At 36.7% G+C, this 13661-nt stretch carries 16 protein-coding genes; 4 read left to right on the forward strand and 12 right to left on the reverse strand.

The annotated features are described in order from the left end of the window. Positions 1-4: 4 nt before the first annotated feature. From A5819_RS14885 to A5819_RS14895, 3 genes are read right to left on the reverse strand one after another with little or no spacing between them, the layout of a single operon-like run. Positions 5-343, reverse strand: a complete 339-nt coding sequence (locus tag A5819_RS14885) for a putative DNA-binding protein (protein ID WP_086279521.1) — start codon at positions 341-343, stop codon at positions 5-7. A 50-nt stretch (positions 344-393) separates the two neighbouring features. Further along, on the reverse strand, positions 394-1038 hold the full coding sequence (locus tag A5819_RS14890) for an NUDIX domain-containing protein (protein ID WP_086279522.1): 645 nt from the start codon (positions 1036-1038) through the stop codon (positions 394-396). Beyond that, on the reverse strand, positions 1017-1508 hold the full coding sequence (locus tag A5819_RS14895; RefSeq protein ID WP_086279523.1) for a DUF523 domain-containing protein: 492 nt from the start codon (positions 1506-1508) through the stop codon (positions 1017-1019). Before A5819_RS14895 ends, A5819_RS14890 begins: the two co-directional genes overlap by 22 nt. Before the next feature lie 145 nt (positions 1509-1653). Here A5819_RS14895 and A5819_RS14900 point away from each other — a divergent pair, with 145 nt between their 5' ends. After that, positions 1654-2367 carry a response regulator transcription factor gene (locus A5819_RS14900; protein WP_086279524.1) on the forward strand — a complete coding sequence of 238 codons (714 nt, stop codon included), beginning with the start codon at positions 1654-1656 and terminating at the stop codon, positions 2365-2367. Next, positions 2364-4121: an ATP-binding protein gene (locus tag A5819_RS14905; protein ID WP_086279525.1), complete on the forward strand. Its 1758-nt coding sequence runs from the start codon at positions 2364-2366 to the stop codon at positions 4119-4121. Before A5819_RS14900 ends, A5819_RS14905 begins: the two co-directional genes overlap by 4 nt. A gap of 65 nt (positions 4122-4186) precedes the next feature. Here A5819_RS14905 and A5819_RS14910 read toward each other — a convergent pair whose 3' ends face one another. Beyond that, positions 4187-5095 (reverse strand): phosphate ABC transporter substrate-binding protein PstS family protein, encoded by a 909-nt coding sequence (locus A5819_RS14910; RefSeq protein WP_086279526.1) that lies wholly within the window; start codon positions 5093-5095, stop codon positions 4187-4189. 314 nt (positions 5096-5409) lie between these two features. Then, positions 5410-6597: a pyridoxal phosphate-dependent aminotransferase gene (locus tag A5819_RS14915; protein ID WP_086279527.1), complete on the reverse strand. Its 1188-nt coding sequence runs from the start codon at positions 6595-6597 to the stop codon at positions 5410-5412. Positions 6598-6823: 226 nt separating this feature from the next. Here A5819_RS14915 and hisC point away from each other — a divergent pair, with 226 nt between their 5' ends. Both hisC and A5819_RS14925 read left to right on the forward strand, forming a co-directional pair. Further along, the gene (gene hisC, locus A5819_RS14920; protein ID WP_086279528.1) at positions 6824-7882 is read left to right on the forward strand and encodes a histidinol-phosphate transaminase; all 1059 of its coding nucleotides are present in this window, start codon (positions 6824-6826) and stop codon (positions 7880-7882) included. Continuing rightward, on the forward strand, positions 7869-8066 hold the full coding sequence (locus A5819_RS14925; RefSeq protein ID WP_086279529.1) for a hypothetical protein: 198 nt from the start codon (positions 7869-7871) through the stop codon (positions 8064-8066). The genes hisC and A5819_RS14925 overlap by 14 nt, the downstream gene beginning before the upstream one ends. A 128-nt stretch (positions 8067-8194) precedes the next feature. On the opposite strand, the gene A5819_RS19320 is transcribed toward A5819_RS14925, so the two are convergent. The 7 genes from A5819_RS19320 to A5819_RS14955 form a co-directional block, all read right to left on the reverse strand. After that, a complete protein-coding gene (locus A5819_RS19320; RefSeq protein ID WP_176271440.1) occupies positions 8195-8365 on the reverse strand; it encodes a hypothetical protein in 171 nt (56 codons plus the stop codon). Positions 8366-8536: 171 nt separating this feature from the next. Then, positions 8537-9427: a LysR family transcriptional regulator gene (locus A5819_RS14930; RefSeq protein ID WP_086279530.1), complete on the reverse strand. Its 891-nt coding sequence runs from the start codon at positions 9425-9427 to the stop codon at positions 8537-8539. 14 nt (positions 9428-9441) lie between these two features. Continuing rightward, positions 9442-10143: a carbonic anhydrase gene (locus A5819_RS14935; RefSeq protein ID WP_086279531.1), complete on the reverse strand. Its 702-nt coding sequence runs from the start codon at positions 10141-10143 to the stop codon at positions 9442-9444. Positions 10144-10331: 188 nt separating this feature from the next. Continuing rightward, the gene (gene pyrE / locus A5819_RS14940; RefSeq protein WP_086279532.1) at positions 10332-10967 is read right to left on the reverse strand and encodes an orotate phosphoribosyltransferase; all 636 of its coding nucleotides are present in this window, start codon (positions 10965-10967) and stop codon (positions 10332-10334) included. Next, the gene (gene pyrF / locus A5819_RS14945; RefSeq protein ID WP_086279533.1) at positions 10964-11683 is read right to left on the reverse strand and encodes an orotidine-5'-phosphate decarboxylase; all 720 of its coding nucleotides are present in this window, start codon (positions 11681-11683) and stop codon (positions 10964-10966) included. The genes pyrE and pyrF overlap by 4 nt, the downstream gene beginning before the upstream one ends. Beyond that, positions 11680-12609: a dihydroorotate dehydrogenase gene (locus tag A5819_RS14950; protein ID WP_086279534.1), complete on the reverse strand. Its 930-nt coding sequence runs from the start codon at positions 12607-12609 to the stop codon at positions 11680-11682. Before A5819_RS14950 ends, pyrF begins: the two co-directional genes overlap by 4 nt. After that, complete coding sequence (locus A5819_RS14955; protein ID WP_086279535.1) at positions 12606-13388, reverse strand: dihydroorotate dehydrogenase electron transfer subunit; 783 nt, start codon at positions 13386-13388, stop codon at positions 12606-12608. The genes A5819_RS14950 and A5819_RS14955 overlap by 4 nt, the downstream gene beginning before the upstream one ends. Positions 13389-13661: the final 273 nt, after the last annotated feature.

The raw sequence follows: 13661 nt of genomic DNA on the forward strand, positions 1-13661 counted from the left end.
AATCTCATTCCTCTACTTCTTGTATTTGTTCTATATAGTGGGCGATCGTTGTATCTTTCGGATAGGTTTCTTTTACGTAGTTTTTTAATGTATCCAACAATTCACCACGCACTACGTAATCAGAAAAAAGATGAAGTTTTTTTTCATACTCTTCTAAAATTTTTTCCGTTCGTTTAATATTATCGTACACTGCTTGACGGCTGATCTCATATTCTTCGGCAATTTCTCCTAATGAAAAATCATCGGCATAGTACATCTCCATATAGTTCATTTGTTTTTCTGTTAACAAAGTGGAGTAAAATTCAAACAACGCATTCATTCGATTGGTTTTTTCAATTTCCATAGTCATTACTCCTATCTTCAATCCCTTTTAGGTTACCGATTTCAGAGTGATTAGTCAATAGTTCTTATTTGATTTTCGAGGATTTTTTCAAAAGATTCTATTAATCGATCATAATAACTTTGCGCGTTGGCACAAAAGTCCTTTTTAGAAAAACATTCTTCAATCACTTCTTGTTGATTATTTTTTTGATGATAACCTGTTAAAGTCGCTTTAGCACTAGGATCATTGAGTAATTTTTTTAACGTCTTTAAAGGAACAGGAAACAAACTTGCCACTTCTTCTTCTTGTAATTGAAATTCTCCTAACGAGATTTCTTGTTCAATCAAATAAACATTGGTAAATTCGTTATCAATAAAATGCCCTAATTTGATTTTCACAGGAAATACGCCCAGAAAATGGGCTTTTTCGATGGAAACAGCTATTCCTAATTCTTCTTTAACTTCTCTAAAACCATCGATCACCGTCTCTTGTGCTAATAAATGTCCTGCAGCTGTAATATCCAGTTGGTTAGGGAAGTCTTTCTTTGTCGATGAACGTTTTTGAAAATAAATCGTAAGTTCATTATCTGTCATTGTATAAAACCAGCAATGAAACGTTTCGTGCCAAAGTCCGCATGAGTGGATTCGTTGCCTTGTTTCTGTACCAATTTGTCGATAGTTTTCATCGAAAATCTTTAATACTTCGTTTTCTGACATTTACTTCCCTCACGATCAAGCACTGTTTGCCAGTCATTTTCTGAAATAACCTCAAGTCCTTTTGAAATAAAATAAGCTGTTGCAACGCCAGGTCCACTTCGATGATTTCCAGAAAATGTACCATCATAAATACTTTTTCCACCACAAGAAGGACTATTTTCTTTTAAGATGATCGTTGTTACTTCTTTTTCAATTAGTTTTTGATAGGCCATGATCGCCCCTTGTTTAAATAGGTCAGTCACATCTGCTCCCGTGTTTGTATAAACTTTCGCTTGATCATTCCAAACATCGAGACCGTCTCCACCTATGATTTCAGCTGGTTCTCTAGGAATTGGCAATCCACCTAATACTTCTGGACAAACAAGGATTGCTTTTTGATCTTCTACTAACTTTTTTAAGGCCACAATCTCTTTTGCTTGCCCATCATAACGACAACAAATACCACCAAGACACGCACTAATCCCAATCATTCGCTTCCCTCATTTCAATCTTTATTATTATACCATTTCTTTTGCTTTGAAAGTAGTTTTAGAAACATTCCATAAAATTTTTGATACCTGCAAATCTATGATAAAATAATCTTGTGTTTATTTCGTATTATAAGGAGCCAAATAGATGAAAAAAGTACTTGTTGTCGATGATGAACCATCAATTGTAACATTATTGACTTTTAACTTAGAAAAAGACGGCTATGAAGTGATGTCCGCTGTTGATGGCGCAGTCGGTTATGAATTAGCGTTAACCAATCAATTTGATTTTATTATTTTAGATGTGATGTTACCAAATATGGATGGTTTAGAAATTACCAAGTCCTTACGGCGCGAAAAAATCGACACTCCCATCTTAATCTTGACTGCAAAAGATGATCAAGTTGATAAAATCATCGGGTTAGAAATCGGAGCAGATGACTATTTAACAAAACCCTTTAGCCCTAGAGAAGTACTTGCAAGAATGAAAGCTATCTTTCGCCGCTTAAAACCAGTCGCAAACAAAACAGAAGAATTCAATGAAACAGTCAAAGCGCCTTTAGTATTAGGCGATATTCATGTAGACGAACAAAATTATGAGGTAAGCGTTCGAGGCAAAAAAATCGAACTAACGCCAAAAGAATTTGAACTACTCGTCTACTTTATTAAGCGCAAAGACCGTGTGATCGATCGTGATACTTTATTAGATCGAATTTGGAACTATGACTTTGCTGGTCAAAGCCGTATCGTAGATGTTCATGTTAGCCATTTAAGAGATAAAATCGAGATCGACCCTAAAAGACCAGCATACTTGGTTACAGTCAGAGGATTTGGTTATCGATTTCAGGAGCCTAAAAAATGAAAAAACGTCAACGAATCGAGTATTGGGTAGTCGGTATTATGATGATGTTGTTGTTTGTCGGTAGTATCTTTTTGACAAACTATTTTTTTAAAAAGGAATTATTATCTCAGCAAGAAGAATACTTACAAAAAAAGGGGACCTTGATTCTTGATCAACTCTCCCCTAATTTATTTTTAACACAACACTTCTCTGAGCAGGAAGAAAAATTGATTGAACACTATTCAACAGATAAAAATGAACGCTTGACGTTGATGACTGCTAAAGGAGATATTTTTTATGACAGTATTTATCCTGCACTTCATGAATCAAGAAGTGATCGTCCGGAGATAAAAGCAGTTTTATCGGGTGCTGATTTTGGCTCGGCCTTAAGAAAAAGTATTACTTTAAACCAAGAGTTACTTTATCTCGCCTTGCCAGTTGATAAAAATGGTGAACGAATCGGGATTATTCGCATGTCAGAAGAAACAGCACAATTTTCTAATAGTATTCAATCATTTCGACGCTATATTTTATTCACTTTCGGTTTATTGTTTTTGATTATTAACGCTTTTATCTTTTTACTACTTCATCAGAAAAATGAACCACTGGTCACAGTCCTACCGGTACTAAAAAAAATCGTAAAGTATCCCGATGAAGCTCGCTCCATTATTCAAGACTCACCCGAATGGAATGAATTGTATCAAACGGTCAACTTGTTAAGCCAACAAATGAGTCAAACTTATTTAGCTTATACATCCACTGATGAACAGTTTCATGCGTTACTCGATGAATTGATGATTGGTGTCTTTATCATTGATGTTGATGGAAAACTACAACTGATCAATCCTAAAATGATCAATATTTTGATGATTGATAACAGTGATGTTGGTAAAGATTATTTTGATGTTATCAAAGAGCCTGCATTGATCCACTTGATTCATCAAGTCATTACAGAAAAAAGCTCTGTTCATCAAGAAATCAAGCTGACGGAATCATTGAATGAAACCATTTTAGATATGTCTTTACGCTTCATAGAAGAAGATGGCAATGATTACCAAGTTTTAGGTATTGCGTATGATTTAACTCGAGTGAGACAATTAGAAAAAATGCAAAAAGATTTTGTTAGCAATGTTTCTCATGAATTGAAAACTCCTGTGACTTCTCTATTAGGGTTTACCGAAACATTACTAGATGGAGCCAAAGAAGATCCAGAAACGTTGACCCAATTCTTGGAAATCATGCAAAAAGACGCTTTGCGCCTACAGCAACTTATTCAAGAGATTTTGCAACTTTCACGGGATGGAAAAAATATTTCTTATAATGATCAAGAAGTTTCTTTGCATCCTTTTGTTCAAGAAATTTTGCGTTCTTATCGTAAAACGATCAAAGATAAACATTTAACAATCAAAATCCTTGGCGATGAAACCATAACCTATGTCACAAAATATGAACTTTTCTACCCCATCGTTAAAAATTTGATCGAAAATGCTATTCAATATTCTCAAGTCGACGGTACGATCACAATTGATTTTGGTTTTACTGATACGTTCTATTTTATAGTAAATGATAGCGGTATTGGGATTAGTTTAGAAGATCAAGAACGTATTTTTGAACGTTTCTATCGTGTTGATAAAGCTAGAAGTCGTCATTCTGGCGGTACCGGTCTTGGATTATCAATTGTCCACAATTATACCGAACTATTAGGCGGAACCGTTATGATCGATAGCCATTTAGGCTTAGGCTCAACCTTTACAGTGAGACTTCCAATAAAATAGCAAATCAAAAAGAGGCCGACGTTTTTTACGTCAAGCCTCTTTTTGATTCTTTTAGGGGGAAGAATTTATTTTTTAGTAATAGTTCCAGATACGTCTCTTTCGACTTTCATTGAAGTCATTGGTAAGTAGCCTAGCTCTTTGACTACTCCCTCTTGAACATCATCTGTCAACATGAAGTCTAAGAATGCTTTTACATCATCATCTGGTTGACCTTTAGTATACATATGCTCGTAAGACCAAATTTTCCAAGAATTGTCTGCAACGTTCTCTTCTGTTGGTTTTACATCATCAATACTTAAGGCTAACGTTGAATCATCCATGTATGAAAACGCAAGATAGCTGATTGCTCCAGGTGTTTGTGCAACGATTTGACGCACGGTTCCTGATGAGTCCTGTTCCTGTGATTGGACAGCTGTAGCCCCATCCAGTCCCCATTTTTCGAAGGTTGCGCGTGTACCGCTGCCGCTTGGACGATTGATCACGGCAATCTCTTGATCCTTACCGCCTAGCTCTTTCCAGTTTTTTGTTTTCCCGGTAAAAATATCGATCAACTCTTGCTTACTGATATTTTTGACCCCAACTTCTTTATTCACAACAGGTCCCATACCTACAACAGCCACACGATGGTCAACTAATTTCGACGCATCGACACCAGATTTTTCTTCGGCAAATACATCAGAATTCCCAATTGTTACAGCACCGTCAGATACTTGAGAAAGTCCTGTTCCGCTTCCTCCTCCTTGAACAGAGATTGTATAATTTGGATTTTCTGAAATAAACTGATCTTTCGCTGCATCGACCAATGGTTGTAATGCAGTCGAACCTACAGCAACGATTTTGACTGGTTGATTACTATTAGTGCTACTATCTTTAGATTTATTATTACTGTCACTAGTTGCAGCTCCTTGATTACCGCACCCTGCAATCAAAAGTCCCACACTTAAAACCATTGCTGCTACTAAACGTTTCTTCATCTTTACACGTCCTTTTCAATTAGTTACAAGCTTAGTTTAACAGCACTCTGTTAATTCTGTTTAAACGTTTTGTAAATAATGAGTAAAGGAATGTAAAGGTTCTGTTGAGAGTAAAAAAGTGTCTTGGACAAAAGTCTTTTCAGATTAACAGCATCTTGTTAATCCCAAATAAACGGCGAAAAAAAGCAGCTCCTTCGGAAATAAGCCGAAATTCACAAAAATTTGAAGAACAATTTTCGTGAATTCCTTCTTATTGCTGTAAAAAACAGCGAGGTACGAGCTGATGTTGCACAGTACCTACTTGGTTCTCAGAGCTAAACGCTTTTGTCTCGACCTCTTTTCATCTCAATATATTGACCAATTCGTTTCATTGCTTCTTTTAAGGTAGCCAAATCTGCCGCATAACTAATTCGGACGTAACCTTCAGCTTCTTGACCAAATGCCACACCTGGAATGATTGCAATTGCTTGTTGCTGAGCTAGATCCACACAGAATTTCATTGAATCTTGTTCATAGCCTGTCGGGATTTTAGCAAAAATATAAAAGGCTCCATTCGGTTTAGCCAATTCAAATCCCAAATAATTCATCTGTTCATAAACAAAATCTCGACGCTCACGATATTCTTCTTTCATTGCTGCAGCATCATTCATCCCTTCTACTAAAGCTCTAACTGCGGCTTTTTGTGAAATTGTAGAAGCTGCTGTTACTAAATATTGATGCACTTTGATAATTTCCGCTATTAAATTTTCAGGACCAAAGATAAAACCGATTCGCCACCCTGTCATTGCATGTGATTTTGATAGCCCATTGATCAGAATTGTTCGCTCTGGAATAAATTCTGCAATAGAGACATGTTGATCTTCGTATGTCAATTCACTATAGATTTCATCACTTATTACAAAAATCGGATAGTTTTTTAAGACATCTGCAATCGCCCTGACTTCTTCACGATTATACGTCACTCCGGTTGGATTACTTGGATAATTTAGGATAATGGCCTTGACTTGCTCACCATGTTCTACCATAGCCGTTTCAATCATCTCAGGCGTTAATACGAAATGGTTTGAGGTCGTGTCAATATAAACGGGTTCTGCTTGAGCCAACGTAATCACTGGTTCATACCCTGGATAGATCGGTGCAGGCATCAAAACCTTGTCTCCTGGTTCTAAAATAGCTAAGAGACTTGCTGAAATTGCCTCAGTAGCACCTACAGTCACTAAAACTTCAGAGGCTGGCTGATAACTGACACCATATTTTTCTTTCATAAAAAAAGTAGCTGCTTCACGAACATCTGTTAATCCCGACATCCCAGAATAATGTGAAAAATTTTGGTCGATTGCCTCATGAGCAGCCGTTTTCACATGTTCTGGTGTGTTAAAGTCTGGCTCTCCTAATGTCAGTTTTATAATGCCATCGATATTTGTTACTTGTTCATCAAATTGGCGAATCAATGAAACAGCAATTTTGTCTACTTGTTTGTTAAAGCGTTGAGTTAAATCCATCAAACCATCTCCTCTTACTTGCTCATCTGCTAGCTGCAAAATCGATTATCCTCGAAACACTAGTAGTATAATTGTATTTTTCTTAATGGAATTATAATAGCATAATTCCGTTTAAAATGAAATTTCTATTTCAAAATTTCGTTTTTTCTTTCCAAATACACATTTTACTCTTGCGAAAGCGCTCATGCTTCTCTATAGTTAAAAGAAATGAAGGGAGCGAACCAAAATGAAAGGTCTTAGAAAAATCACACCTTACGTTCCAGGAGAGCAGCCAAATTACCCAGCTATGATCAAATTGAACACAAATGAAAATCCTTATCCCCCTGCTCCAAAAGTTGCGGATACATTGAAACACTTCGACGTGGAACAATTAAAACGGTATAGTTCCATTGATAATCTTACCTTAAAAAAAGCTTTAGGAGCCAAGCATCAATTATCTCCAGAACACTTTTTGATTGGTAACGGTTCTGATGAGGTCTTAGCTTTTTGTTTCCTTGCCTTTTTTAACAGCTCTGATCCGCTCTTATTTCCAGATATCACTTATGGTTTTTATAAAGTTTGGGCTGATTTGTTTCAAGTTCCATTTAAAGAGTTACCGTTAAATGATCAGTTTGAATTAGTTATTGATGATTATAAACAACTGAACGGCGGAATCATCATCGCAAATCCTAATGCACCTACAGGTTTATTTAAACCACTTTCTGAAATCGAGTATCTATTAAATGAAAATCCAGAAGTGATTGTCATCATTGATGAAGCCTATATTGATTTTGCTGGATGCTCTGCTGTCACGCTTCTAGATAGTTACCCTAATCTGATCATTATCCGAACCTTTTCAAAGTCAAGCTCATTGGCGGGATTACGGGTAGGTTATGCTATTGGCAATCCTGAATATATAAAAATTGCGGAAAGCATAAAATCATCCTTTAATCCTTATTCAGTTGATATGTTAGCTGAAAAATTAGCTGTAGCGGCTGTTGAAGATTCAGCCTATTATAAGGGAATAACACAGAAAATTTGTACAACTAGAGACTGGTTTTCTAAAAACATAACAAATTTTGGCTTTTCTACCCTGGTTTCAAAAACAAACTTTGTGCTGCTAACTCATCCTAATTTAAATATGAACGAGCTGTATCACTTTTTAGAAACAAAAGACGTATTTGTTCGCTACTTTCCAAAAATTGAGCGATTGAAAAATTATTTGCGTGTTTCAATTGGAACACAGGTCGAAATGGAGAAAGTTTCCCAACTTCTGCATGATTATGTGATACATGATAACGAATAAAATATTAGCACCAAAAAATCAGCTGTTCAAAGAACTGATTGTTTGGTGCTATAATCTAGCTGAGCATTATTTACAACGCTTGATCATTGTAATCGTAACGGCTGTAAGTATAGTTGTTGCGGTTACCGGATTGAGCATCCCATTAGCTCATCGTCAGGTGTCCGCTCAAATGGTGTACCGATAATATCATCTAACATTATATTATTCCGCTTTTTTTCTATTGTTGAAATCGATAACTTTCTCATATAATCACTCAATTCTTCGTTCTACATAAAATCCAGATATTTGGCTAAAATTCTTAACTTTTGATTTTTATCTACAAAATGGACTTTTAGTAAATATGACACCTGAAACGGCAGATTTCATATTAATAAGCTGCAGTACACTTTTTCCCACAGATTTTTCAAATGACCTACCGATGACCTGATCCATAACAATTTTATTCTCTCTTCTTTCCATCATTTCTATTGATAATTTTCTCATAACAAACAACTCCTTCTTTTTTTTTAATTCTATCACAATCAGACGTGACTTAATGGATATTATTTATAACAAAAAAAGAACACTCGATAATTCAAAGTGTTCTTTTACATTCTCTTCTATTTTGTTTGACAACAGTAAAATCTGATAAAAAATAGGTAGTCCTGACTCGCTTCAAAATAATTGTTTCAATTCTTTTATAAAATACTGACCAATTGTGCTGATTGTTTTATTTTTTTGGTAAAGAACACAGATTTTATTATTGGTACTTTCTGCTAATGGAACCAAGCGTATTTCCTTTTTAGTAAAACCCGTTACCACACCAGAACCAGAGGCATAAGCATCTGTCTCCACCAGCAAATTCATCAATGTTCCACGATCATTCGTATAAATCACGGTTTCTTGCTCCTGATTTTCAATTAAATCCTCTGAAAAATAAGCGAAATTACTGCCTTCTTGGGTAAATCGCACTTGAGGATAGCAGCATAGTTGCTCCAGTTGAATTTCCTTTTGCTGGGCTAAGGGATGATTCTTTCCAAGAAAAATGTGCGTTTTAAAACTACCCACCACATCATACGTTAAATTGGCTTGCTCTAAATATCGCTCAATCCCAGATTGGTTTTGGCTATTTAAATAAATGATCCCAAGTTCACTATGATAACTTTTCACATCTTCAATGACTTTTAGTGTTGTTGTCTCAAAAACACGGAAATTTTTGTACTGATCTTTAAATCGTTGAATCACTCTACCCATTACTTCGCCTAAAAAATCATAGTGTTGAGAGGAAATTGAAAAACGTTCGCTTTTAGTCACTTCCTGATAACGGTTTTCAATCATTTCCATCTGAGTCAAGATTTTTTCTGCATGTTCTAAGAATGTCAGTCCCTCTTCCGTCAAAGAAGCCCCTTTGTTCGTACGAATAAACAACGTCACCCCGATCTCTTCCTCTAATTCCCGAATCCCATTAGAAAGACTTGGCTGCGTGATAAAGAGCTTTTTCGCCGCTTCTCGAAAGCTGCCGTTATTCGCAACTGCTACAACATATTTCATCTGTTGAATATTCATAGGTGACCTCCATCTTATTCGGAAAAATAGATTTTTCGTCCATTTAACGCTTGGACAGGGCGATTATTGAACGGTAACATCCCTTCATCAATTCGTTCAAAGAACTCTTGATCCATTTTTTGAATCGTATCAAATACAAACCAATGGACCGGTCCTTTGGTCGGTGGTGTTGTCAACGAACCTAAATAATGAAAATGTGATTTTTGTTCAGGTAAAAAAATTGAAGGATCAAACCATTGTTGATGGGTTTCTGATTTCCATTTCAGAGTTGTTTTATTTTTTGAAAATTTATTTTCTTCTGTTGTGATTGTAAATAAACAACCAACAACTAAGTTATCACCAGAATTATTCATATGGACTAAATGAAATTCCAATGGTGAGTGTTCGCCATCAAAGGTATGTTCACTTGGCGTATGAAAATGAATATCAGTCAAATAGTATTTTTCATCTTCAAAAATGATATAGCTTTCTGTATCTGGTGGAACAAAATGAAATGTATTTTTAAATTCTTTTTCTGTAAACTCTTCTGATTTATAACAAAAATCAATCGCTCTACTTGTTGATACACCCTTGACTAAGTTTTTTGATAAATTAATTGGTGATTGGTAAGGATACTTTGCACCAGTTGAAAACCAATCACACAGGGTATGCCAATGCTCGGGTCCGATCTCTCCTTCGTATCCCCATTCTACATCCATATTCCGAATATTTTTCATCAAACCCCACCTTCTAATTTTGTTACTTGAATAAAATAACTGTATCTTATTTAGGATTAACAGTCAATTTTCAAAAACTACTCCATGCATTTTTATAAATTATAGCATATTATGAAGAATTCATTGAATCAAGAAAAAAAGTATAACCTTTGACTAACTGATCAAAAATTATACTTTCATGCGTGATACTACTTATTTAGCCAATTTTCAGGATCTTTTTTCCAATCTTTTAAGAGCGCAACATCATTTTCTTCAATATAATTGGATTCTAAAGCCGCATCGATCAATGTTGAATAGTTTGTTAACGTAAGCAAATCAATATTATGTTCTTCAAATTTTTGTTTTCCTTTGGGTAACTCATAAGTGAAGATTGCTGCTACACCTAAAATATCTGCCCCTTCACGTTTTGCGGCCTCAGCTGCTTCTAAAACGCTGCCACCTGTTGAAATCAAATCTTCGATCACAACCATTTTTTGTCCTTTAAAAATCCGACCTTCAATTTGGTTGCCTTTGCCATGTTCTTTGGCTTTACTGCGGATATAGACCATTGGTAAGTCTAAAATATCTGCAACCCACGCCGCATGAGGAATTCCAGCAGTTGCTGTTCCTGCAATGACTTGAACATCAGGATAAGTTGCTCTGATTTTTTCTGCTAATCCTTTAGCGATCTCTTTACGAACGACTGGATAACTCATAGTAATACGGTTATCACAATAAATTGGGCTTTTGATTCCACTGGCCCAAGTAAAGGGTTCGTTTGGGCTTAAGAATACCGCTTCTATTTCTAATAAATCTTTCGCAATCGTTTTAGCTAGTTCTGTCATTTGGTTTCTCCATTCCATTCATTTTTAATTTGTTGGTACGCTTTGTATGGCTCCTCAGCTTGTGTTATTGGTCGCCCAACAACAATATAGGTCGAACCGATCTTTCTTGCATCGGTTGGTGTTACTACACGTTGTTGATCGCCCACATCACTCCCCCTTGGACGAATTCCTGGTGTTAGGCAGATGAAAGCCTCACTTGTCGCTTGATGAATTGCTTGGGCTTCAAGTGCTGAACAAACCACACCATCTAAACCAGCTTGTTCAGTACATTTGGCGTAATGAATCACACTCTCATTTAATGAAACATCAATTAATTGCTCTTCTCGCATGTCTTGTTCACTTGTTGATGTAAGTTGTGTTACAGCAATTAAGATCGGTACTCTAGCGCCTGCCAGAGTTCCTTTTTCTAGCCCTGCTTTTGCAGCTTTCATCATTTTAATACCGCCTGCTGCATGAACGTTCGTCATGTCGACACCAAGTTTAGCTAGGCCGATCATTGATTTTTCCACAGTATTAGGAATGTCATGCAATTTTAAATCTAGAAAAACAGAATGGCCCAATGATTTTAACCAACGAACAATTGCTGGCCCTTCTTGATAAAACAACTCCATTCCTACTTTAACAAATAATGACTCTGTTACAGGGAATAGCTGTAAAAAATTTGCTACTTCTATTTTTGAAGGAAAATCTAGTGCGATGATCGGTCGTTGACTCATTTATTTTTTTCCTCCCTAACTTCTTTAATTAGTTGCTCCAAAGATTCGATCCCAAGTTCTGCCATTCTGCTAGGCAATGCTTCGATTAATTTTGGACAAATATACGGATCAGTAAAGTTAGCTGTTCCAACAGCTACTGCGCTTGCTCCAGCCATAAACATTTCTAATACATCATCCACAGTCTGAACACCACCCATACCAATGATCGGTAAAGTAGAAATTTGTGACACTTGGTTGATCAATCGAATCGCAACAGGTTTGATTGCAGGCCCTGATAGTCCTCCTGTTTGATTTGCCAAAACCGGACGACGTGTTTTTAAATCGATACGCATCCCTAAAAGTGTGTTGATCATAGAGAATCCATCCGCACCGCCTGCTTCAATCGCTTGGGCAACTGGAACAATATCTGTTACATTTGGCGAAAGTTTCACGTAAATTGGGACCTTTGCCACTTTTTTTACAGCTTGCGTTAGTTGAAATGCAACATCTGGATCTGTTCCAAACGCAATTCCACCATGTTTTACATTAGGACATGAGATATTTAACTCGATTGCTGTTACATTAGGAGCATCACCAATTTTGCTGCAAACCTCAACATAGTCTTCTTCACAAGCCCCGGCAACATTGGCAATGATTGGTACATCGTACGCTTCCAAAGCTGGAAGTTTTGTATTCATGACAACATCCAACCCCGGGTTTTGTAGACCGATCGCATTTAACATACCGCTTGGTGTTTCTGCAACTCTAGGTGTTGGATTGCCAAAACGTGCTTGCGGAGTCGTGGCTTTGATCATGATCGAACCAAGTTTCCCCAAATCATAATACTTAGCATATTCTTCACCAAAACCAAAACACCCACTAGCAGGAATAATTGGATTCTTTAATTCTAAGCCTGGAATACTGATCGCTAACGGGTTTTCCATCATAAAACCACCTCACTAGCTCTAAAAATTGGACCTTCATCACAAACCTTGACACTCGAAGTTCCGCTTTCATCACCTGGCACATGGCAGACACAGGCGTAACATGCTCCCATACCGCAAGCCATTCGTTGTTCTAATGAAAGAAACACATTAGGATTATCAGAAAAAACGTGTGCGATCATTTTTAACATACCATTAGCACCACAAGCATAAACTGCATCAGGTCGCTCTTTTTCTATAGCAGATAATAAAAGGTTTCCCACATTTCCTTCAACACCAAAAGAACCATCGTCTGTCGCAAAACGTGTATCACCTAAAGCCATAAATTCTTCTTGGAAATAAGCGACTTCCTTAGAGGCAAACCCGAGAAAATGTACGACTTCGATCCCTTTTTGCTTCAATTGCTTTGACAGTTCATACATAGGTGGAATCCCGATACCGCCACCGATTACATAAGCTTTTTGACCAGTTTTCAAACAATCGACATCAAACCCATTTCCCAAAGGCCCCATCACATCCAATAAGTCCCCCGCTTTAAGTTCAGAAAAAGCTTTCGTGCCGTCTCCCTCTGTGCGATAAATAATTGTACAAGTCTGTGCCTCTTTGTTAATTTGATTGATACTGATTGGCCTTCTTAAAAGCAGATCTGCTCGAGGTACTTTTATATGAATAAACTGCCCAGGTTTTTCCATTTCATCAACTAATTTACCTGTCAGTGTCATTTGAAAAATTCTTGGTGCTAATTGTTTTTGAGAAACGATCGTCATTATTTCCTGTTTCATGTATGCAACTCCTTCTCAAGACTTTATTGTAATAAAGAGGCTGGGACAGAAGTGTTTAATCCCGAGAACCAAGTAGGTACTGTACAACATCAGCTCGTACCTCGCTGTGTTTTACAGCAATAAGAAAGAATTCACGAAAATTGCCAAGAATCACAGTGAGTTTGCGAACTGATGATGATTGGTACCTACTCGGTGCTCTTCAAATTTTTGTGAATTCTGGCTTATTTCCGAAGGGATTGCTTCTGCATCTACGGTTCTCGTTTCACTCCGATC

Source organism: Enterococcus sp. 7E2_DIV0204, assembly GCF_002140855.1.
Classification (GTDB): Bacteria; Bacillota; Bacilli; order Lactobacillales; family Enterococcaceae; genus Enterococcus_L; species Enterococcus_L lemimoniae.

Coding starts and splice junctions, on each gene's coding strand:
- A5819_RS14905 (WP_086279525.1), top strand. CDS start 2,364: ATGAAAAAACGTCAACGAATCGAGTATTGGGTAGTCGGTATTATGATG.
- A5819_RS19320 (WP_176271440.1), bottom strand. CDS start 8,365: ATGAGAAAATTATCAATAGAAATGATGGAAAGAAGAGAGAATAAAATT.
- A5819_RS14885 (WP_086279521.1), bottom strand. CDS start 343: ATGGAAATTGAAAAAACCAATCGAATGAATGCGTTGTTTGAATTTTAC.
- A5819_RS14950 (WP_086279534.1), bottom strand. CDS start 12,609: ATGATGGAAAACCCGTTAGCGATCAGTATTCCAGGCTTAGAATTAAAG.
- pyrF (WP_086279533.1), bottom strand. CDS start 11,683: ATGAGTCAACGACCGATCATCGCACTAGATTTTCCTTCAAAAATAGAA.
- A5819_RS14925 (WP_086279529.1), top strand. CDS start 7,869: ATGATAACGAATAAAATATTAGCACCAAAAAATCAGCTGTTCAAAGAA.
- A5819_RS14915 (WP_086279527.1), bottom strand. CDS start 6,597: ATGGATTTAACTCAACGCTTTAACAAACAAGTAGACAAAATTGCTGTT.
- A5819_RS14930 (WP_086279530.1), bottom strand. CDS start 9,427: ATGAATATTCAACAGATGAAATATGTTGTAGCAGTTGCGAATAACGGC.
- A5819_RS14900 (WP_086279524.1), top strand. CDS start 1,654: ATGAAAAAAGTACTTGTTGTCGATGATGAACCATCAATTGTAACATTA.
- A5819_RS14935 (WP_086279531.1), bottom strand. CDS start 10,143: ATGAAAAATATTCGGAATATGGATGTAGAATGGGGATACGAAGGAGAG.
- A5819_RS14895 (WP_086279523.1), bottom strand. CDS start 1,508: ATGATTGGGATTAGTGCGTGTCTTGGTGGTATTTGTTGTCGTTATGAT.
- pyrE (WP_086279532.1), bottom strand. CDS start 10,967: ATGACAGAACTAGCTAAAACGATTGCGAAAGATTTATTAGAAATAGAA.
- hisC (WP_086279528.1), top strand. CDS start 6,824: ATGAAAGGTCTTAGAAAAATCACACCTTACGTTCCAGGAGAGCAGCCA.
- A5819_RS14955 (WP_086279535.1), bottom strand. CDS start 13,388: ATGAAACAGGAAATAATGACGATCGTTTCTCAAAAACAATTAGCACCA.
- A5819_RS14910 (WP_086279526.1), bottom strand. CDS start 5,095: ATGAAGAAACGTTTAGTAGCAGCAATGGTTTTAAGTGTGGGACTTTTG.
- A5819_RS14890 (WP_086279522.1), bottom strand. CDS start 1,038: ATGTCAGAAAACGAAGTATTAAAGATTTTCGATGAAAACTATCGACAA.